This is a genomic window from Verrucosispora sp. WMMA2121, assembly GCF_027460185.1.
Classification (GTDB): Bacteria; Actinomycetota; Actinomycetes; order Mycobacteriales; family Micromonosporaceae; genus Micromonospora; species Micromonospora palythoicola.
In genome coordinates this window covers 1,834,541-1,853,547 of record NZ_JAPZBH010000006.1, presented here as the reverse complement: position 1 = coordinate 1,853,547, position 19,007 = coordinate 1,834,541, and the positions used below count along the sequence as shown (strand labels likewise).

Genomic DNA, 19,007 nt, shown 5'->3' with positions numbered 1-19,007 from the left:
TCACCGGCACGCTCCCCGCCATCGCGAGACCGCCCCGGGTCAGGCCCACATCGCCTCGGCGAGGGTGACCCCGAGGAACGCGGCACCGAGCGCGGCGACGACGCTGACGACGGCGTTGAGCAGCGCGGGGAGACGGGCGCCGTCCTCGAAGAGCCGGACCGTCTCGTAGCCGAAGGTCGAGTAGGTGGTCAGCGCACCGCACAGCCCGACGCCGAGCAGGGCGACCAGGGAACCGGGCACCGCGCCCGCCCCACCGATCAGGACACCCAGCAGCAGCGAGCCGACCACGTTGACCACGAAGGTGCCCCACGGAAAGACGGAGTCGTGACGTGCCTGCACCGCCCGGTCCACGAGGTAGCGCAGTGGCGCGCCGACAGCGGCGCCGAGCGCCACCAGGAGGACGGTCATCCGGCGCTCCGGTTCCGGTCCACGCCGGTCGCGAGCCGGGTCAGGGTCACGCCCAGCCGGACGGCCACGAGGGCGGCGACGAGGGTACCGGCGAGATACAGCAGGCCGGTGCGCGCCGCGCCGGCCGCCACCGCCTGCTGCACCTCGACCGCGTACGTCGAGAAGGTCGTGAAGCCACCGAGCACGCCGACGCCGAGGAAGGGCCGGACCAGTCGGTGCGCGGTCCAAGCCTCGGTGATCAGCACCATCAGCGCCCCGATGAGCAGACAGCCGGAGACGTTGACGGCGAAGGTGGCCCAGGGAAAGCCGCGCGGCGCGTGCGGGAAGGTCACCGTCAGCCCGTATCGTGCCAGCGCGCCGACCATCCCGCCGACGGCGATCGCGGCGAGCAGGCTGGTCGTCCCGCCCCGCAGTTCCGCGCGTTGACGCGGAACACTGAGATCGACATCCGGATCGACGGGTGGACGCTGCGCTCCCACGGTCACCCCCTACCAGTACGCGTGGACCCTGGCAGGGACCGTTGGCGGCGGGTGCCGCGGTTGTCCCGCACGGTCCGGTGGCGGGCCCCACCGTCACCGGGCGCCTTCAACGGGCACCTTGTGCCGAGGATAACGCCGCTCGCCGCACGTCACCCGGGGTGTGGCCGGCCGGCGGCGGTAGGGTGCGGCGGGTGACCGTGCTGCGTTCCGTCCTGCTGTTCGCCCTGGCCGCGATCGCCGAGATCGGCGGAGCCTGGCTGGTGTGGCAGGGTTGGCGGGAGCACCGGGGGCTGTGGTTCGTCGCCGCCGGGGTGCTCGCCCTCGGCGCGTACGGCTTCGTCGCCACCTTCCAGCCCGACCCGAACTTCGGCCGCATCCTGGCCGCGTACGGCGGGGTCTTCGTCGCCGGCTCGCTGGCCTGGGGGATGATCTTCGACGGCTTCCGTCCGGACCGCTGGGACCTCACCGGCGCCGCGATCTGCCTGCTCGGCGTCGCCGTCATCATGTACGCCCCGCGCGGTGCCTGACGTCGCGGAGCATGTCCGCCGACTGCCGGAGTTCGCCGAGGGACGGTGGCCGGACCGGCCGGGCGGGTCGGCGCGCCGACAGGGCTGGACCCTGGTCGCATCGACGGTGACTATAGGTAGCTGGTCGAATGCTCCCGGCTACGACTGGCGGCCGTCCCGCTCCGTGCCACGGTGCCACCGTCCGGCCGGAAGACGGCGGCCACGTGTCCCCGACCAGGAGGTGTGCCATGGCCGCCACGTCGACCCGGCGTCGTGACCGAGCGGAGCAGGCCGGGTCGACGGCCGGGGAGTCGGTGCTCCCCGAGATGCGGGCAATGTGGTGGGAGACGGGCATGCGGGCGCGGACGCAGGCCGGTCTGCTCGCCGTCTTCGCCGAACTGCCCCGGCTGATCTGGGCGGCCCTGCGGATCAGCTGGCGGGCCGACCGGCTGCGCACCTCGGTGGTCGCCGTGGCGACGGTCGGTGCCGGCGTGATGTCGGCGTTCGGGCTGCTCGCGACGCAGCGGGTGCTGGTCGAGTTGTTCGCCGGTGGGCCGACCGGGGAGAAGGTGGTGGCCGCGCTGCCGGCGCTCGCGGTGCTGGCCGCCGCGACGGCGACGCGCTCCGGCATGGCGATCGCCACCGGTTACGCGCTGAACGGGTTGACGCCCAGGGTCAGCCGGGAGGTGGAGCGCGGGCTGTTCGAGGTGACCACGGCCGTGCGACTGGAGGCCTTCGACGCGGACGCCTTCGCCGACGACATGGAGCGGGCCTCCCGGGGCACCGACTCCGCCGTGGATCTGGTGCCCGCCTCGATGAACCTGCTCGCTGGTCTGGTGGGGGTGGTCGCGGTGACCGTGGCCGTCGTGGTGATCCATCCGCTGCTGCTGCCGGCGCTGCTGGTCGCGACCGTGCCGAACGCGTGGGCGTCGCTGCGGGCAGGGCACCTGCGGTACCAGACCTACATCGCCGGCTCGGTGCGGCGACGTCGGATGTGGTTGCTGCACCGGCTGATGGCCGAACGGGCGTCGGCACCGGAACTGCGCTCGTACGGACTGCGCCGGTTCCTGCTGGACCAGTACGACCGGGTGATGGCGGTGGAGACCGACATCGAGCTGGCCCTGGCGCGTCGGGTGACCACGACGGTCACGGTGGGCTCGATGATCGGGGGCGTCGCCACCGCCGTGGTCTACGTGCTGCTCGGCCTGCTGCTCATCGACGGGCAGATCCCGCTCGCGGCGGCGGCGACCTGTGTGATCGCGGTGCAGGCGGCGCAACGTTCGCTGGGCGTGGTGACCTTCCAGATGGACCGCGTCTACACCGAGGGCCAGCACTTCCGCGACTACACGGGGTTCATGACCCGCGCCGCCACCTACCTGCCGGAGCAGGCGGTGGTGACGGCACCCGACCGGCTGCGGGTGCTGACCGTGGAGGCGGTGAGCCTGCGTTACCCGGATCGCGACGTCCCGGCGGTGGATCGTGTGACGTTGACCGTGGAGGCGGGGCAGACGGTGGCCTTCGTCGGGGAGAACGGTTCCGGCAAGAGCAGCCTAGCCGCGATGATCGCGGCCCTGCGCACGCCCAGCGACGGGGTGATCCGTTGGAACGGGCGGCCCCTGTCCGAGCTGGACCGCGACGAGCTGCGTGGTCGCATCGCCGTGGTCACCCAGGAGTACCACAAGTGGCCGTTCACCGCCGCCACGAACATCGCCATCGGGGACATCGACACCGAGGCCCGGCAGGACCGGATCGAGGCCGCCGCCGCCCGGGCGGTCGCCGACGAGATGATCCGCGAGCTGCCGCACGGGTACGAGACGCTGCTCGACCGCACGTTCGCCAAGGGGCAGGACCTCTCCGGCGGCCAGTGGCAGCGGATCACCGCTGCTCGTGGTTTCCTCCGCGACGCCGAGCTGCTGGTGATGGATGAGCCGTCCTCGGCACTCGATCCGCGGGCCGAGGACGCGCTGTTCCAGGCCATCCGCGACCGGCGCGGCCGGGCCACCACCATCCTGATCACGCACCGGCTGGCCAACGTCCGGCACGCCGACCGGATCTTCGTGCTGCATCACGGTCGTCTGATCGAGCAGGGCACCCACGACGAACTCGTCGCCGCCGGTGGTCGGTACGCCGACCTGTTCACCCTCCAGGCCGCCGGCTACGCGGACACGGACCGCCCACCCGCGCCCCGGCAACGTCCGCACCCGGCCGCCGGCTGACCCCCGGCCCCGCAGGCCGGGCGGAGCAGCCGCACGGTCACGTTTGCCTCGTCCGACGACGGGAACGGGGATTGCACCGGTCGCGTCCGGTGAGACCCGGGCACGGGTCGGGCGAAACGTGACCCGACGGCAGGAGCAGCGGATGAGCGAGCCCGTGTCCGACGAGCCCGTCGGCGAGCTGGAACTGGTGCACGCCTTCACCGGGCCCATGCCCACCGGCGTCAGCGTGTCGCACACCGGCCGGATCTTCGTCAACTTTCCCCGCTGGGGCGACGAGGTGCCCGCCACCGTGGTCGAGCTGCGCGACGGCGCCGAGGTGCCGTACCCGGACGAGCGGTGGAACCGGCCGGCCGGCGACGACGACCCGGGTGCCTTCGTCTCGGTGCAGAGCGTCGTGGTGGACCCCGTCGACCGGCTCTGGGTGCTCGACACCGGCAGCCCGATGTTCCAACCGACGCGACCGGGCGGCCCCAAACTGGTCCGGATCGACCTGGGCAGCGACACCGTCGCCCAGGTGATCACCTTTCCGCCGGACGTGGCGCTGCCCACCACGTACCTCAACGACGTGCGCTTCGACCTGCGGCGCGGCGCGGCGGGCCTCGCGTACCTCACCGACTCCGCGGTCGCCGGGCCGAACGGGATCATCGTGGTCGACCTGGCCACCGGGACCTCCTGGCGACGGCTGCACGACCATCGGTCGACCAAGGCGGAGCCACTGTCCCGTTTCCGGCCGGTGGTGGAGGGCAGGCCGCTGCTGCAACGACCGGCCGACGGGCCGCCGGGTCCGTTGACGATCGGCGCGGACGGGATAGCCATCTCCGCCGACGGTGCCCGGCTGCACTACTGTCCGTTGGCCTCGCGCCAGTGGTACAGCATCGCCACCGACGGGCTCGCCGACGTCTCGGCCAGCGCGGACGAGGTCGCCGCGACGGTGATCCACGAGGGCGACAAGGGCACCGGCTCCGACGGCCTGGAGGCCGACGACGCCGGGCGGATCTACCTCACCGCGTACGAGCACAACGCGGTGCTGCGGCGACGTCCGGACGGCGAGTACGAGACGGTCGTCCACGACCCTCGGCTGCTCTGGCCGGACACCCTGTCGGTGGCGGTGGACGGGCACCTCTACGTCACCGCGAACCAGTTGCACCGGCAGCCGAGTTTCCAGCGGGGCCGGGATCTACGCCGCAAGCCGTACGCGCTGTTCCGGACCCGGATCGACGCCGGACCGGTGCTGCTGCGCTGAGCCCGCCCGGGTCGCCTCCGATAGGCCCGGTGCGGCCTCACCGTGCCGGGTCGCCTCCGGTAGGGCTCACCGCGCCGGGTCGCCTCCGGCGGCGGACCGGCGTCGCAGCAGGAGCACCGCCGCGGCGGCCACCAGGGCCAGCACGATCCCGCCGCCGGCCAGCAGTGCCGTCGTGCCGGGACCGTCGGAGGAGTCACTCGCGACCGGACTGGTCGAGGCGGTCGGTTCGGCGCTCGGGGTCGCCGACGGGGTCGGTGCCGGCTCGCTCGTCGGCGGGCTGGGGCTCGGTTCGGCGGTGGCCGTCGGGTCGGCGACGGTGAATGTGTACGACCCCTGCACCGGATGTCCGTCTCTGGAGACCACCCGGTACGCGACGGTGTAGACGCCGTTGGCCAGCGGCGGCTCGATGGTGACCGTGCCCTTGGTGCCGCTGACCTCCGGCTCGCCGGTGGTCACCTGCTGCTTGTCGGCGTCGCTGAGGGTGATCGTGGTGAACGACGGGTTCAGCTTCTGCAGGAACTCCAGGGTGATCCTGGTCGGTGCCTTCTTCAGCGTGGCGTCCTGTGCGGGAGTGGCCTTGCGCAGCACGTTGTGGGCGTACGCCGGGGAGACCGGCCCGAGCAGCAGAGCGGTGGCGGCCAGCGCGGCGGCGAGGGCGGCGGCGAGGGGCCGATGCGGGTGGCGGGACATGACGGTCATTCTCCTCGTCAGTCGAGCAGTTGCTGACCGACCCAACCACCTTCCGGGCAGCCGGGCGGGACGGCGAAGACGGCGGAGCCGATCGGGGTGGTCCACTCGTTGAGCAGATCACGTTCGGCGAGCCGCCGCTGGATGGGCAGGAACTGGGTGGCGATGTCGGCCTGGTACGCCGCGAAGATCAGCCCACTGTCCGCCGTTCCGTCGGCGGCGGGCACGCCGTCGTAATTGTAGGGACGGCGCAGGATCCGGAACCGGTCGTCGGTGACGTGCGCCCGGGTGAGGTGGGAGAAGTCCGGGATGACCGTGAGCCCGTCGGCGCCGAGAGCGGCGAAGTCGGGCTCGTCGTGTTCGCGTGTGCCGGTCAGCGGGGCACCGGTGTCCAGCCGCCGCCCCACGGCCAGTTCCCGGTCGGTGCGACCGAGCAGGTCCCAGGTCTCCAGGTTCATGCTGATCCGCCGCACCACCAGGGTGGTGCTGTCACGCAGCCAGTCCGGCCCGTCGGCGACCCAGACCGCCGTCTCCACCGGTACGCCGGGCTTCGGGTTGGCGGTGCCGTCGAGTTGGCCGAAGAGGTTGCGTTGGGTCCGGCCCGGCTCGGCGCCGGCCGCCCGCCGGAAGCCCTGCTGGACCCAGCGCACGGTGGCGAAGGGCCGGCTGTCCTTGACCAGGACCCGCTGGGCGTGTGCCACGGTGATCGGGTCGTCGGCGCAGATCTGCACCAGCAGGTCCCCACCGGACCAGCGGGGTTGCAGCCGGTCGATGCGGAACGCGGGCAGGTCGACCACCGAGGGCGGGCGGCGGTCGTCGAGACCGGCGGCGGCGTACAGGCCCGGGCCGAAACCGAAGGTGACCGTGAGCCGGGCCGGCAGCAGCCCCAGCTCGGGTTCGGTGTCGGCGAGCGCGGGTCGGCCCTGGGTGAGACGGGCGGCGTCGTCGGAGAGCAGTCGCAACAGCCGCCCGAGGCCGGCCCGGTCGGTGCCGGGGCGCAGGGTGAAGGCGACGAACGCGGCATGTGCCTGCGGCTCGTCGACGATCCCCGCCTGCCGTACGCCGTGGAACGGTTCGACCGCCTCGCCGACCTCCGCCACCGGCGTCCGCTCCGGCGGACGTCCCGCCGGCTCGCCGCGGGCGGCGGCCACCGCGGCGGCCCCGACCACCGTGCCACCGGCGGCCAGCGCGCCGCCGGTGAGCAGGCCGCGCCGGCTCACCGGCCGGCTGATGGGCCTCACGGTGCCGGGCTGTGGCTCGTCGGCATGTCCGGCATCGGCTCGCCATGCCCAGGGGCGTAGCTCTCCTGCGCTCCGGTGAACGGCTTGGCGACCGCGCGGAACGTCTGGGTCCGCCCGTCGGCGAAGGTGAGCGTGAAGGTCAGCTCGTCACCGGCCCGGACCGGCTTGGCGAGGTCCATCAACATCAGGTGGTCGCCGCCCGGTTCCAGCTTGTACTCGCTCTTCGCCTTGATCACCACGCCATCCTGCTTGGCCCGCATCACCATCTTCCCGTCCGCCATCGCCATCTCGTGCAGCTCCATCGGCGACACCTCGCTGGCGGCACCGGTGATCGTGACGTCGGTGTCGCTGTCGTTGACAAGCGTGGCGAACGCCGCCGTCATCCCCTCGTCGGCGGCCTTCACCCACGGATCGCGTACGCCCAGCGCGCCGGCCTCGACGGTGGACGCGGTGGCGGACGGCGTCGGGGTGGTCGACGACTCCCCGGACGACGCGCAGGCGGCCAGGGAAACGATGAGTGCGGCCCCGGTGAACAGGACCGCTGGGCGCAGGGCCCGACGGGACAGGACGATGGGCATGACGTTCCCCTCGAAGATCGATGTCATGAGGTTTGTCGTCCGGTGCGGCCCGGAAGTTCCGCCAGCGGCAGTTGCCCTGGTCACTTGCGCTCTGGTGGTGGCCGGTGGCGGAGCGGCTACAGTTTCGCCGTGTCCCGGCGACAGCAGGTACGGGCGTGGTCCCCCGCGATCGACGGAATCACCGAGGTGCTGCACGCGCGGTTCACCGACCACGCCTACCCGATGCACACCCATGACAGCTGGGCGCTGCTCGTGGTCGACGAGGGAGTCGTCCGGTACGACCTGGATCGCCACGAGCACGGCGCATTCCGGCGGGTGGTCACGCTGTTGCCGCCGAACGTGCCGCACAACGGCTCACCGGCCACCGCGCAGGGGTTCCGCAAGCGGGTGCTCTATCTCGACCCCGGGCAGTTCGACGATCGCCTGGGCGGTCGGGCGGTGGACCGGCCGACCTTCGACGACGAAGCCCTGCGGCGGCGGATCGATCTGCTGCACGCGCGGCTGGCCGAGGCGGGTGACGAGTTCGCCGCCGAGGTGCATCTCGCACTCGTTGTCGAGCGGCTGCGGGTGCGACTTGCCCGCCGCACGCCCGTGGTCACGTCGCTGCGGGATCCACGGATCGCCCGGCGGCTACGTGACCTGCTCGACGAGCGCTTCGTGGTGGGACTGACCCTGGCGGAGGCCGCCGGTCTGCTACACGCCCATCCGACCCACCTCGTGCGGGCCTTCTCCACGGCCTTCGGCATCGGTCCGCACCAGTATCTGATCTCCCGACGGGTGGACCTGGCCCGTCGACTGCTGCGCGAGGGGGTACCGGCCCGGGAGGCGGCCGCCACGGCCGGCTTCCACGACCAGCCGCATCTGAGTCGGCACTTCAAGCGGATCCTCGGCTTCAATCCCGGTCAGTACACCCGCGATCGCGGGGTCACGGGTGCATCCGGGCACCTCTGAAGATCTTGTCCACCACGTTCTTCGGGCCGTACACGGCCAGCCCGGTGAGGTCGAGGTGGTCGCGGCCGACGGCGCGCACGGCCGCCCGGTTGTCCCGGTCGTTGCCGGTCCGGAACAGGTCCGAGGTGAAGACGGCCAGCGGCAGCCCACGGGCCACGGCGCGCTGGTGGGCGGCGGTCACCGTCTCCTTCGTACCGGCGAACACCAGCACCGGCTGCCGGAACATGGGCAGGTAGGGCGTGTCGTCGGCGTCGGCGTACGGCTGGCCGATCACCTCGGGCACGGCCTGACCGATGCCGCTGACCAGGAACGCGGTCATGTTCAGTCGCTGCCAGGTCGGCAGGTCGTCGCGGAGCAGGACTGCGATCCTGGTGTCGAAGCGTACGGGCTCGGTGGTGGTTTCCATGTTGCCGAGTCTGGGCCGGCCGCCGTGCCGGGGTCTTGTACGAAGCTGCCCTGTTCGGTGTTCAATCCGCTGCGCGCAACTCGACCCGGCGCAGCAGTTGGGCGTTGAGCGCGACCACGATGGTGGAGGCCGACATCAACACGGCGGCGACCGCCGGGCTCAGCGCCACGCCGGCCCAGGCCAGGACCCCGGCGGCGAGTGGCAGCGCGACCACGTTGTAGCCGGCGGCCCAGGCCAGGTTCTGGAGCATCTTCCGGTAGGTGGCCCGGGACAACCGGATCACGCCGCTCACGCCGCGCGGGTCGGAGGAGGCGAGCACCACTCCGGCGGACTCGATGGCCACGTCGGTGCCGGCGCCGATCGCGATGCCCACGTTCGCCCGGGCCAGCGCCGGCGCGTCGTTGACCCCGTCGCCCACCATGGCGACCCGCAGCCCGCGCCGCTGCAGTCCCGTCACGGTGTCGTCCTTCTCCGCCGGTAGCACCTCGGCGAAGACCTCGTCCTCCCCGGTACGGAATCCGAGGTCGGCGGCGACCGCCTCGGCGACCGGCCGCGCGTCCCCGGTGATCATCACGATCTTCCGGATGCCCTGCTCCCGAAGGTCGGCGATGGCCTGCCGGGCCTCCGGTCGAACCTGGTCGGCCAACGCGAGGGCACCGAGGACGCCAGCGTGGTCGTCGTGGAGCCGCAGCAGGTAGAGCACTGCCGCGCCGCGACGTGACCAGTCGTGCCGCTGCTCGTCGAGGTCGTCCGGCACGGCGACGTCGAGTTCCCGTAGCAGCGCCGGGCCGCCGACGGCGTAGGTCACCCCGTCCACCTCGGCGCGTACCCCACGGCCGGTCATCGAGTGGAAGCCGGTGGCCACCCGCCGGTGGTCCTGGTCGGCGGCGGCGGTCACGATCGCCCGGGCGAGGGGGTGCTCGCTGTCGGCCTCCACCGCCGCCGCGATGGCGAGTACCTGCCGTTCGGTCGAGCCGCTGGTGGCGGCGACGTCGGTGAGGACGTGCTCGCCCCGGGTCAGGGTGCCGGTCTTGTCGAACAGCACCGTGTCGACCGTGCGCATCCGCTCCAGGGCCAACCGGTCCTTGACCAGGATTCCGCCCTTCGCGGCGACCGCCGTGGACAGCGCGATGACCAGCGGAATGGCCAGCCCGAGCGCGTGCGGGCAGGCGATGACCAGCACGGTCACCGTCCGTACGACCGCTTGGTCCACATTGCCGAGCAGCGACCAGACCGCGAGGGTGAGCACGGCGGTCGCGGTGGCGATGTAGAACAGCCAGGCGGCGAACCGGTCGGCCAGCACCTGCGCCCGGCCGCTGGACTGCTGGGCCTCGCTCACCAGCCGTTGGATGCCGGCCAGCGCGGTGTCCTCCCCGACCGCCTCGATGCGCACCCGTAGCGCCGCGTCGGTGGCCACCGTGCCGGCCACCACCCGGTCGCCGGTGGAGCGGGCCACCGGCCGGGACTCACCCGTGATCATCGACTCGTCCATCTCGGCGCGACCGTCGACCACGGTGCCGTCGGCCGGCACCCGGGCACCCGGACGGACCAGGACCACGTCACCGACGCCCAGTTCGGTCACCGGCACCCGTTGCGGTGCCCCGTCCGAGTCGAGCCGCTCGGCGTCGTCGGGCAGCAGCGCGGCGAGCGCCGACAGGGCACCCCGGGCCTGGCCGATCGCCTTCATCTCCTGCCAGTGACCGAGCAGCATGATGGTCACCAACGCCGCGAGTTCCCACCAGAAGTCCAGGTCGAAGGCGCCGAACGAGGTGGCCAGCGACGCCACGTAGGCGACCGTGATCGCCATCGCGATCAGCAGCATCATGCCCGGCGCCCGGTCCCGGACCTCGCGCACCGCCCCTTGGAGGAAGGGCCAGCCGCCGTAGCCGAAGACCACCGTGCCGAGCACCGGCCCGACCAGACCGATTCCGGAAAAGTCGAGTTCGTAGCCGAGCCAGTCCATCACCATGTGGCTGGTGGCCACGATCGGCACGGTCAGCGCCAGGCTGAGCCAGAACTTGCGGCGGAACGCCGCCGGATCGTGCCCGGCGTGCTTGTCGTGCCCGCCGTGCCCGTGCTGTTTCGGGTGGTGCTGGGTGTCGCCGTGGGACATGTCATCGCCTCCCGACCCTCACCATATACCCCCTGGGGGTATTTGCCACCTCTATAACAAGATCAATACAGATCTGGCCTCGCCCTTTCCTCCATTGGTCCACGACGATTGGCCGAACAAGTTTCGCTGTCGTGCTTCCGGTTCATGTCCGAGACGTCAGTCAACCCGTCGGCGGGCGATAAGGGATCTAGAGGTGAACCGATACATCGTGGTAGGAATGGCGCTCTGACGTGGGCAGGCATGCCCACCCTCCACCATGTAGCCGGCGTGGACGCCGGTTCCTGCTGAGATCAACGTCGATGAGGCAAGGGGGCGGAGTACGCCGGTGACACGTGCTACAGCGGCAGCCGCGGTGCGTAACCATGCCGAAGCGCGCCGGGGGTGGCTGGCCCGGGGCAGCATCGTCCGCCTACTACGGCTGCTGGTCGCCGTACCCCTGATCGCCGTGGTGGCGTTCGCCGGCCTGGCCCTTGAGGGCACCGTCCGGCAGGTGCTCAACGCGGGCACCGTGCACGACGTCGTCACACTGTCCACCCAGGCTGGTGCGCTGGCCCGCGCCCTGCAGGCCGAACGGGTGGTCGCGGCGGTCGAAGTGACCACCCAGAGTCAGGCCGCCAGCGCCACCTTCGACGACCAGGTGGCGAAGACCGACGCCGAGATCGTCGAGTTCCAACGACGCCGGGCCGAGGTGTCGGCCGAGAACTCGGCCCTGCAACGGATCGACGCCGGTCTGACGGCGCTCGGCTCGGTACGCGAGCAGGTCCGGTCGAGCCCGCGGGCCACCCTGTCCGCGATCGCCTTCAGCTACCGGATCCTCGTCGCGGACCTGCTCACCTTCCGCGCGTCGGTGGCCACCGACACCTCGACAAACATCGCCGACGACGTCCGGGCCGCGGTGGCGGTCTCCGAGGCGGGTGAGGCGATCGGTCAGCTTCAGGTGATCGTGCTGCGCAGCCTCGCCGGAGGCGAACTGACCCCGGCCGGGCAGCAGGAGATCGTCGGTGCCCAGGCCCGGTATGCCGAGGCCACCAACGCCTTCCTGGCCCTCGCCGAACCAGGGTGGGCGGCCAGCTGGGAGCAGATCGGCACCGATCCTCAGGTCGTCGCCGCACAACGGCTCCAGGATCAGGTGGGCCGGACGCTTCCCGGCGGACGGCTCACCGTCGACGCGGAGGACTGGGTCGAGGCCACGGACGGCTGGGTCAGCCAGATGTTCCGGATCCAGAGCGACGTGGATGCCGCCGTCGCCGACCGGGTGTCGACCGAGCGGGGGCAACTGCTGCGTGACGCGCTGCTCCAGGGCGTCGGCATCTTCCTGGTCCTGGCGCTCACCGCCGTCCTCACCGGTGTGGTGGCGCGCCGGATCACCCGCCGGCTGCGGTCCCTGCGCAACACGGTGACCAAGGTGGCGTACGACCGGCTTCCGGCCGTCGTCCGGGAACTCAGCGCGGCCCCACCGGGCAGCGTGCAGCCCAACGAGGTGGCGGACCGATCCGTCTCGGAGTTCCGGATCACCGGTTCCGACGAGATCGCCGAGGTCGCCACCGCGACCCGGGCCCTGCACCGGGAGGCGGTCCGGATCGCCGGCGAGCAGGCGGTGATGCGAGCCAACATCGCGGAGATCTTCGTCCACCTGTCCCGACGTGAGCAGCGGCTGGTGGACGCGATGCTCGCCCAGGTCGACGACGTGGAACGCGACGAGGCCGACCCCGAACGTCTCCAGCAGCTGTACCAACTGGACCATCTCGCGACCCGGATGGCCCGGATCAACCAGAGCCTGCTGGTGCTCGGTGGTTCCGGCATCTCCCGGGTACGTCAGGAACCGGTCCCGCTCGACCACGTGATCCAGGCCGCGCTGTCCCAGATCGAGCACTACACCCGGGTCCGGATCGGCACGGTGGACAAGGAGCTGGCGATCGCCGGCAACGCGGTTGACGAGATCGTGCACCTGGTCGCCGAACTGCTGGACAACGCGACCGGGTACTCCCCGCCGGAGGCGGAGGTGCTGGTCACCGGGCACGCGCTCTCGGACCGGGCCATCGTGCAGGTGGTGGACCAGGGTGTCGGGCTGTCCCCGCAGCGGTGCGCGCAGTTGAACGCGGCGCTCGCCAACCCGGCGTCGGTCGACGTGTCGGGAGTGCGGGCCATGGGTCTGTCCGTGGTCGCCCGGCTCGCCGCCCGGCATGGGGTGCGGGTCGAGCTGCGGCCCGGACCGACGGGCGGCACGGTAGCCGAGATCACGCTGCCGGCACCGATCGTGGTACGCCGGCCGGCGCAGCAGCTGCCGCCGGCGGAGCCCGAACTGGGCCGAGGCCGACCCTCCGCCGCCGGGAGACGTCCGGCCGTGGCCTCGACGAGCCGCGCCACCGTCCCGGTGGCCGGTCCCGACAACCAGGTGCCGAGCGCCGGGCGGATCCCGGCCGGTGTCGGCACGGCGGGCGCGGTACGGGCGAGCGCGCCGGCACCGAACGGCTCGGTCGCCCCACCGGTGCCCGCACCGCTGTTCCAGCCAGCAGCCCAGCCACAGCCCATCGGGGTCGGGTCGCCGACCGGGCCGACGGTGAACGGCTGGTTCAAGACCGCTTTCGACGGCGACTCGGTGGCCGTCATCTGGCCGGTCGACGACGGTGAGAAGTGGGCGACCGCCACTCCAGCGCCCGCCACGCAGGTCGGTCTGCCGCGCCGGGTCCCGCAGCCGCACCTCGTACCCGAGGCACAGCAACCAAGCGCGGACCCGCGGCGGAAGCTGGACCCGGCCGCCGTGTCGGCGGCGATGTCGGCCTACGCCAAGGGCGTCGCCGGACGCCGGTCCACCACCTCCTTCTGACGCTGACCGTCCACCCCTCCCCGATCTGGAGCGACGTCGTGACAAGCCCGAACGACCTGAGCTGGCTGTTGCAGAACTTCGTGAACCGTACTCCTGAGGTCAGTCATGCCCTCGCCATCTCCACCGACGGGCTGGTCCTGGCGCACAACCACAGCCTGCCCCGGGACCGGGCGGATCAGCTCGCCGCCACCGGCAGCGGACTGATAGCCCTGCTCGTCGGGGCTGCCCGGTTCTTCCAGGCGGGCTCGGTGATCTCCAATGTGACCCAGATGGACGGCGGCTTCATGTTCTGCATGTCGTTCAGCGACGGGGCCTCGCTGCTCGTGCTGGCGTCCCCGGTCTGCGACGTGGGTCAGGTCTCGTACGAGATGACCGACCTGGCGAACCGGATGGGTGAGGTGCTGACCCCGGCGGTGCGGTCCCAGTTGCTGGGGATGCTGTGAACGCCAGCCACCCCACCCGTCGGCTCGTCGCGGCCCTGCTGACCGGCGTGCTGGTCGCCGCCACCACCGCCTGTGACGGCGGATCGGAGCCGCAACGTCAGACCATCCGGATCGGGATGATCACCGCCCTGGCCGGGTCGCTCGAGGCACCCGGCTCCGAGCTGCGCGACGGCTTCCAGCTCTATCTGGACATGCGCGGCCGGCAGTTGGGCGGCCACCCGGCCGAGCTGATCGTCGCCGACGAGGGATACGAACGCGACGTGACGGTCGAGTCCGCCACGAAACTGCTGGAGCAGGATCGCGTCTCGGCTATCACCGGCATCATCAACGGCGGCAGCGTGGCGGCCATCCTGCCGCTCATCGACAAGCACCAGGTTCCGCTCGTCGGTGCCCTGGGGCGGCCGGCGCTGACCGACGTGACGTACATCTGGCACACCAACCTGATCTCCGTGGAGCCGGGCGTGGCCATGGCGCCGTTCGTCAAGCAGGAGGTGGGGCAGGGCCGGGTCTATGCCATCGGGCCGGACTTCCAGAGCGGTCGCGACGAGTTGCGCGGCTTCGTCGACACGTTCACCGACCTCGGTGGCCGGCTGGCCAACCCCGGCGGCAAGGCCGTCTTCAGCCCGTTCCCGGTCACCGAGGACTTCGGGCCGTACCTGGACGAGATCGCCGAGTCCGGCGCCGACGCGGTCTACTGCTTCTTCGACGCGCAGAACGCCATCACCTTCGTCAAGCAGTTCGCCGCATCCCCCGTCGCCGACCTGCCGCTCTACGCGGCGGGCTTCGTGACCGAGCCGGCGAGCCTGGTCGAGCAGGGCGACGCGGCCGAGGGTATCTACAACGGCCTGAACTACTCGCCCGACCTCGACAACGCGGCCAACCGGGAATTCGTCGCCGCCTGGAACGCGGCCTACCCGGGGCGGGTACCCACCTCGATCGTGATGGCGTCGTACGACGCGGCGGCCGTACTGGACCGGGCCATCGCCGCAGCGGGTGTGAACCCCACCCCGGAGCAGATCAACGCCGCGATCGCCGGCCTCGGGCAGCTCAACAGCCCCCGTGGGCCCTGGCAGTTCGCGAAGTCCACCCACGCGCCGATCCAGAAGTGGTATCTGCGCCAGGTCCGCCGCGACGGCCGGGCACTGACGAACGTGGTCGTCTCGGAACTTGCCACCCTCGGCGGCTGAACCCGGCGGTGCCCGTCGTGGCCGGTGCGGACGTACCCGCACCGGCCACGTCGCATCATGGTCAGGCCGGACTGCCGGTGATCGTGCTGCCGGACTTCGTCAGGCGGTAGGTGATCTGAGTGCCGCTCCAGAAGTGGAAGGTGAGCGTCACGGCGCCGTCGTTGACCTCGGCGAAGAATTCGGGTGTCAGGAAGATGGTGTTGGCGCCGTAGTCGGGCCGGAAGCTGCTCCAGAACTCCTTGTAGGTGGTCCAGTTGGCCGGTCCGGCGGCGCTGCCGTCGGCGTACTCGGCCTCCATGGTGGCGAGCTGGTCACCGCGGAACTGGGTGGGGATGGTGAGGCCGCTGGTCGTACCGTTGGCTGCGGTCTGGGTCGGCGGGTCGTAGCTGATGATGCTGATCTGCCACGGCACGCCGCTGGTGAAGCGGGCCTCGATGGTGGCGTTGACGCCGGTGGCCCGGTTGCCGACCAACCGGGTGACGGCCGTCCGGGTCAGCGTGAGCGTGCTGCCGGAGACGGTGTAGTCGGTGCCGTTCGTCAGTCGGGTGCCGCCGTGCCAGAGGCTCTGGAACGAGGTGCCGTTCAGGTTGAGGGTGAGTGACCTGCTGGTGATGCCGCCCGTGCGGGGTACGTAGATCTGATCGGTGGACGCGGTGGCGGAGCGGGTCGTCAGGCTCGCCTTCATCAGTTCGTAGATGCCCTGGTCCCGCCAGCGCAGCTCCGGCCGGTGCAGGAACGAACCCGCGTCCCACAGCATGGTGGTGAGCTGCCGGATGCGGGCGTGATGGCCGACCGCCTCGAAGAACTTCAGCAGCTCACCCCGTTGGATGATCCCGGGCCGGGTGTAGTCGTAGCTGAGCAGGGCCCACTCACCGATGATGACCGGGATGCCCCGGGACACGAACGTGTTGTACGCCCGGTCGAAGCTGCCGATGATGTCCTGCTCGACGTTGCTGTCGTAGCGGGTACCGCCGGCGATGTTGACGCTGAACGGCCACCAGCCGTAGAAGTGGATGGTGGCGACGAGGTTGGGGTCGTCGAGTTCGTCGAACGTGGCCAGCAACGCGTCCATCCGGGCCTGCTCACCGCTGGTGTGCAGGGTGGGCAGCACCAGCAGGCGGGTGGCGTTGGCTCCGCCGGACCGGCGTACCAGGCGGACGAATTCCAGGTTCAACTCGTGCAGCACCTGGTCGCTCTCGGCGTCACCCGAGGTGCCGGCGAACTGCGGCTCGTTGATGCTCTCGAACACCAGCTTCGCCGAGTGGTCGCGGAACGCGGTGGCGAGCTGGCTCCACAGCGCCTGGTAGCGGCTCATCACGTTCGTGCGGTCGGTCGGATAGCTGTTGATCCACTGCCACGAGTCGTGATGCAGGTTGATCATTACGTAGAGGTCCTCCGCGAGGGACCAGTCGACGATCTCGCGGACCCGGTTCAGCCAGGTCGGGTCGATGGTGTAGTCCGGCGCCGGCCCGTGGTGGTTGCTCCAGGTGATCGGGAGGCGGATGCTCCGGTACCCCTGTGCACGGATGTGGCGCAGCATCTCCCGGGTGGTCAACGGGTTGCCCCAGGCGGTTTCGTCCGGGATGGCATCGAGGGTGTTGCCCAGGTTCCAGCCAGGCTGCATCGCCGCCACCATCTCCATCCGGTTCCCCGCCGGCGGGGTCGCCGTCGGCGTGACCGACGGTGACGTGGTGGGGGAGGCGGTGGGGGAGAGGCTGGGCGTCGGCGAGGGACCGACGCCTCCGGTGCAGGCGACGCCGTTCAACGTGAACGAGGTCGGTGCGGTGTTGCTCCCGGTCCAGGACCCGTTGAAGCCGAAGGAGACCGCGGCGTTCGTGCCGATGGCGGCGTTGTAGCTCATGTTCGTCGCGGTGACCTGGCTACCCGATGCGGTGACCGTCGCGTTCCAGGCCTGGGTGACCCGCTGGCCGGAGGGGAACGTCCACGCCAGCTTCCAGCCGTTGATCGGATCGCCGAGATTCGTCACGTTCACGTTCGCGGTGAAGCCGCCCGGCCACTGGGACGAGACCTCGTACGCCACCCGGCAGCCGGCCGCCGCCTGGGCGCTGCCGGTCACCATCGTCCCTGCCATCATCAGCGCGGTCACCGCCCCGGCGACCATGCCGGCACGCCAGGGGGTCCTTCGTCTGTTCTTCGAGCTCATCAGCAACTCCTCGCCATAGTGGCGCCCGTGTCGTGGACCGGCCGCTCCGCCGGTTCGTGCTTGTCGGCGGACGGGCTGCCAGCACAGGGCATGGCGTACGAAGACATGGGCCTTCGAGCCGTCACGGCCGGGAATGCGCGGCGATTGACGTACCGATGGGTTGCCCGGCCGCGCGCAACGAAGGGTGAGAGACATGCGGACGCTGCCCTGACGTCCGCGACGAGCCCTGGAACTCCCGCGCGGAAACTTTCGGCCTCATGGCCTGGAAAGTTTCCGCGCGAGACGTTACAACTTTCTTCGATCGCCGTCAATGAGAATGCCTGTCGCCGCGGCCCGGGATCGGGGCGATCACGGCGCCGTATGCCTGGCGGCGCCACCCCCGGCATCGCACTGAACGGTTATCCTTGCGCCCGGAAACGAGGAGGCGGCCCCGGCCGTCCGGCGATGGCCGACGCGGTCCGGCACGGCCGCCAGGGACCGGTGAGAAGGTGGCCAGGTTGACGCGCGCCGAGCCGAGCGAGCCCGCTGACCTGAAGCCGCAGCTCGGCGATCCGTTGCGGCCGGTGACGATCGCCGCAATCGCGGAGTCCGCCGGCGTCTCGGTACCGACCGTTTCCAAGGTCATAAATGGCCGGTCCGGCGTGGCGGCACAGACCCGGGCCCGCGTCGAGGCCGCGATCAGCCGGCACGGCTACCGCCGGTCGTCGCCGTCCGCCCGATCCAACATGATGGAACTGGTCTTCGACGAGATCGAGGACATGTGGGGCGTGCAGATCATCCGTGGGGTGGAGCGCGTCGCCCGGCAGCACGGTGTGGGAGTCATCCTGACCGAGTTCGGGCCGCACCGCAGCGCGATCCGGTACTGGATCGACGACACTCTTTCCCGCCGCCCGGACTGCCTGGTGACTGTGGCGCAGTTGGACGAGGAGCAGCGTCACCAACTGCGCGCTCGGGGCATCCCGTTCGTGGTCTTCGACCCCACCGTCGAACTGCCGGACGATGTTCCGTTCGTGGGGGCGACGAACTGGGCCGGTGGCCGGTCCGCGGCCCGTCACCTGATCGGACTGGGCCACCGACGGATCGCGATGATCGCCGCGCCGGAACCGATCCTGTGCTGCCGGGCCCGGCTGGACGGATACCGCTCCGCGTGCGACGCCGCCGGCCTGAGCGGGGAGCAGTCCTTGATCGTCCGTGCCGAACTGTCCCGAGCGGGTGGCGAGGCGGCCGCGTTCGACCTGCTGAACCGGCCCGATCGTCCGACGGCGATCTTCGCGGCCAACGACCTGCAGGCGTTCGGCGTCTACCAGGCGGCACGGCGGCTGGGAGTGCGGATCCCGACCGATCTGAGCGTGGTCGGCTTCGACGATCTGCCCCTGGCGGACCTGGTCGATCCGCCGCTGACCACTGTTCACCAGCCACTGACCGAGATGGCCGTCACCGCCACCGAGCTGGCACTGGCGCTCGGTCGCGGGGAGCGGGCACCGCAGGTCGGCCTGGAGTTGGGTACGTCCCTCACGGTCCGGCAGAGCACGGCACCGCCCGGGACGTCAGATTGAGT

General features: G+C 71.1%; 16 protein-coding genes. 8 read left to right on the top strand and 8 right to left on the bottom strand.

Annotated features, from left to right (window positions below; all coding sequences use genetic code 11):
• Positions 1–39: 39 nt before the first annotated feature.
• Together crcB (O7605_RS17300) and crcB (O7605_RS17295) are read right to left on the bottom strand one after the other, a co-directional pair.
• A complete protein-coding gene (gene crcB, locus O7605_RS17300) occupies positions 40–408 on the bottom strand; it encodes a fluoride efflux transporter CrcB (protein ID WP_269740140.1) in 369 nt (122 codons plus the stop codon).
• Positions 405–887, bottom strand: a complete 483-nt coding sequence (gene crcB / locus O7605_RS17295; protein ID WP_269740139.1) for a fluoride efflux transporter CrcB — start codon at positions 885–887, stop codon at positions 405–407. Before crcB (O7605_RS17295) ends, crcB (O7605_RS17300) begins: the two co-directional genes overlap by 4 nt.
• A 191-nt stretch (positions 888–1,078) precedes the next feature.
• On the opposite strand from crcB (O7605_RS17295), the gene O7605_RS17290 reads away from it, so the two are divergent.
• The 3 genes from O7605_RS17290 (at position 1,079) to O7605_RS17280 (ending at position 4,852) form a co-directional block, all read left to right on the top strand.
• On the top strand, positions 1,079–1,414 hold the full coding sequence (locus O7605_RS17290) for a YnfA family protein (RefSeq protein WP_164446363.1): 336 nt from the start codon (positions 1,079–1,081) through the stop codon (positions 1,412–1,414).
• 227 nt (positions 1,415–1,641) lie between these two features.
• The gene (locus O7605_RS17285; protein ID WP_269740138.1) at positions 1,642–3,609 is read left to right on the top strand and encodes an ABC transporter ATP-binding protein; all 1,968 of its coding nucleotides are present in this window, start codon (positions 1,642–1,644) and stop codon (positions 3,607–3,609) included.
• A gap of 142 nt (positions 3,610–3,751) precedes the next feature.
• A complete protein-coding gene (locus tag O7605_RS17280; RefSeq protein WP_269740137.1) occupies positions 3,752–4,852 on the top strand; it encodes an L-dopachrome tautomerase-related protein in 1,101 nt (366 codons plus the stop codon).
• 66 nt (positions 4,853–4,918) lie between these two features.
• Here O7605_RS17280 and O7605_RS17275 read toward each other — a convergent pair whose 3' ends face one another.
• From O7605_RS17275 to O7605_RS17265, 3 genes are read right to left on the bottom strand one after another with little or no spacing between them, the layout of a single operon-like run.
• Positions 4,919–5,542 carry a copper resistance CopC family protein gene (locus tag O7605_RS17275; protein WP_269740136.1) on the bottom strand — a complete coding sequence of 208 codons (624 nt, stop codon included), beginning with the start codon at positions 5,540–5,542 and terminating at the stop codon, positions 4,919–4,921.
• 17 nt (positions 5,543–5,559) lie between these two features.
• Positions 5,560–6,759 (bottom strand): Dyp-type peroxidase, encoded by a 1,200-nt coding sequence (locus O7605_RS17270; protein ID WP_269742666.1) that lies wholly within the window; start codon positions 6,757–6,759, stop codon positions 5,560–5,562.
• 17 nt (positions 6,760–6,776) lie between these two features.
• Positions 6,777–7,358: a copper chaperone PCu(A)C gene (locus tag O7605_RS17265; protein WP_269742665.1), complete on the bottom strand. Its 582-nt coding sequence runs from the start codon at positions 7,356–7,358 to the stop codon at positions 6,777–6,779.
• A gap of 129 nt (positions 7,359–7,487) precedes the next feature.
• On the opposite strand from O7605_RS17265, the gene O7605_RS17260 reads away from it, so the two are divergent.
• The gene (locus tag O7605_RS17260) at positions 7,488–8,309 is read left to right on the top strand and encodes a helix-turn-helix transcriptional regulator (RefSeq protein WP_269740135.1); all 822 of its coding nucleotides are present in this window, start codon (positions 7,488–7,490) and stop codon (positions 8,307–8,309) included.
• On the opposite strand, the gene O7605_RS17255 is transcribed toward O7605_RS17260, so the two are convergent.
• Both O7605_RS17255 and O7605_RS17250 read right to left on the bottom strand, forming a co-directional pair.
• A complete protein-coding gene (locus tag O7605_RS17255) occupies positions 8,284–8,715 on the bottom strand; it encodes a DUF2000 domain-containing protein (RefSeq protein WP_269740134.1) in 432 nt (143 codons plus the stop codon). The genes O7605_RS17260 and O7605_RS17255 overlap by 26 nt on opposite strands.
• Before the next feature lie 61 nt (positions 8,716–8,776).
• Positions 8,777–10,828 carry a copper-translocating P-type ATPase gene (locus O7605_RS17250; RefSeq protein WP_269740133.1) on the bottom strand — a complete coding sequence of 684 codons (2,052 nt, stop codon included), beginning with the start codon at positions 10,826–10,828 and terminating at the stop codon, positions 8,777–8,779.
• 325 nt (positions 10,829–11,153) lie between these two features.
• Here O7605_RS17250 and O7605_RS17245 point away from each other — a divergent pair, with 325 nt between their 5' ends.
• From O7605_RS17245 to O7605_RS17235, 3 genes are read left to right on the top strand one after another with little or no spacing between them, the layout of a single operon-like run.
• On the top strand, positions 11,154–13,655 hold the full coding sequence (locus O7605_RS17245; protein ID WP_269740132.1) for a sensor histidine kinase: 2,502 nt from the start codon (positions 11,154–11,156) through the stop codon (positions 13,653–13,655).
• Between the two features lie 38 nt (positions 13,656–13,693).
• Positions 13,694–14,098, top strand: a complete 405-nt coding sequence (locus O7605_RS17240; protein WP_099847772.1) for a roadblock/LC7 domain-containing protein — start codon at positions 13,694–13,696, stop codon at positions 14,096–14,098.
• Positions 14,095–15,285, top strand: a complete 1,191-nt coding sequence (locus O7605_RS17235) for an ABC transporter substrate-binding protein (protein ID WP_269740131.1) — start codon at positions 14,095–14,097, stop codon at positions 15,283–15,285. Before O7605_RS17240 ends, O7605_RS17235 begins: the two co-directional genes overlap by 4 nt.
• Before the next feature lie 61 nt (positions 15,286–15,346).
• Here the strand turns inward: O7605_RS17235 and O7605_RS17230 are convergent, their stop codons facing one another.
• Positions 15,347–17,449 carry a cellulase family glycosylhydrolase gene (locus O7605_RS17230; protein WP_443083937.1) on the bottom strand — a complete coding sequence of 701 codons (2,103 nt, stop codon included), beginning with the start codon at positions 17,447–17,449 and terminating at the stop codon, positions 15,347–15,349.
• A gap of 497 nt (positions 17,450–17,946) precedes the next feature.
• On the opposite strand from O7605_RS17230, the gene O7605_RS17225 reads away from it, so the two are divergent.
• Positions 17,947–19,005: a LacI family DNA-binding transcriptional regulator gene (locus O7605_RS17225; RefSeq protein WP_269740130.1), complete on the top strand. Its 1,059-nt coding sequence runs from the start codon at positions 17,947–17,949 to the stop codon at positions 19,003–19,005.
• Positions 19,006–19,007 lie beyond the last annotated feature (2 nt).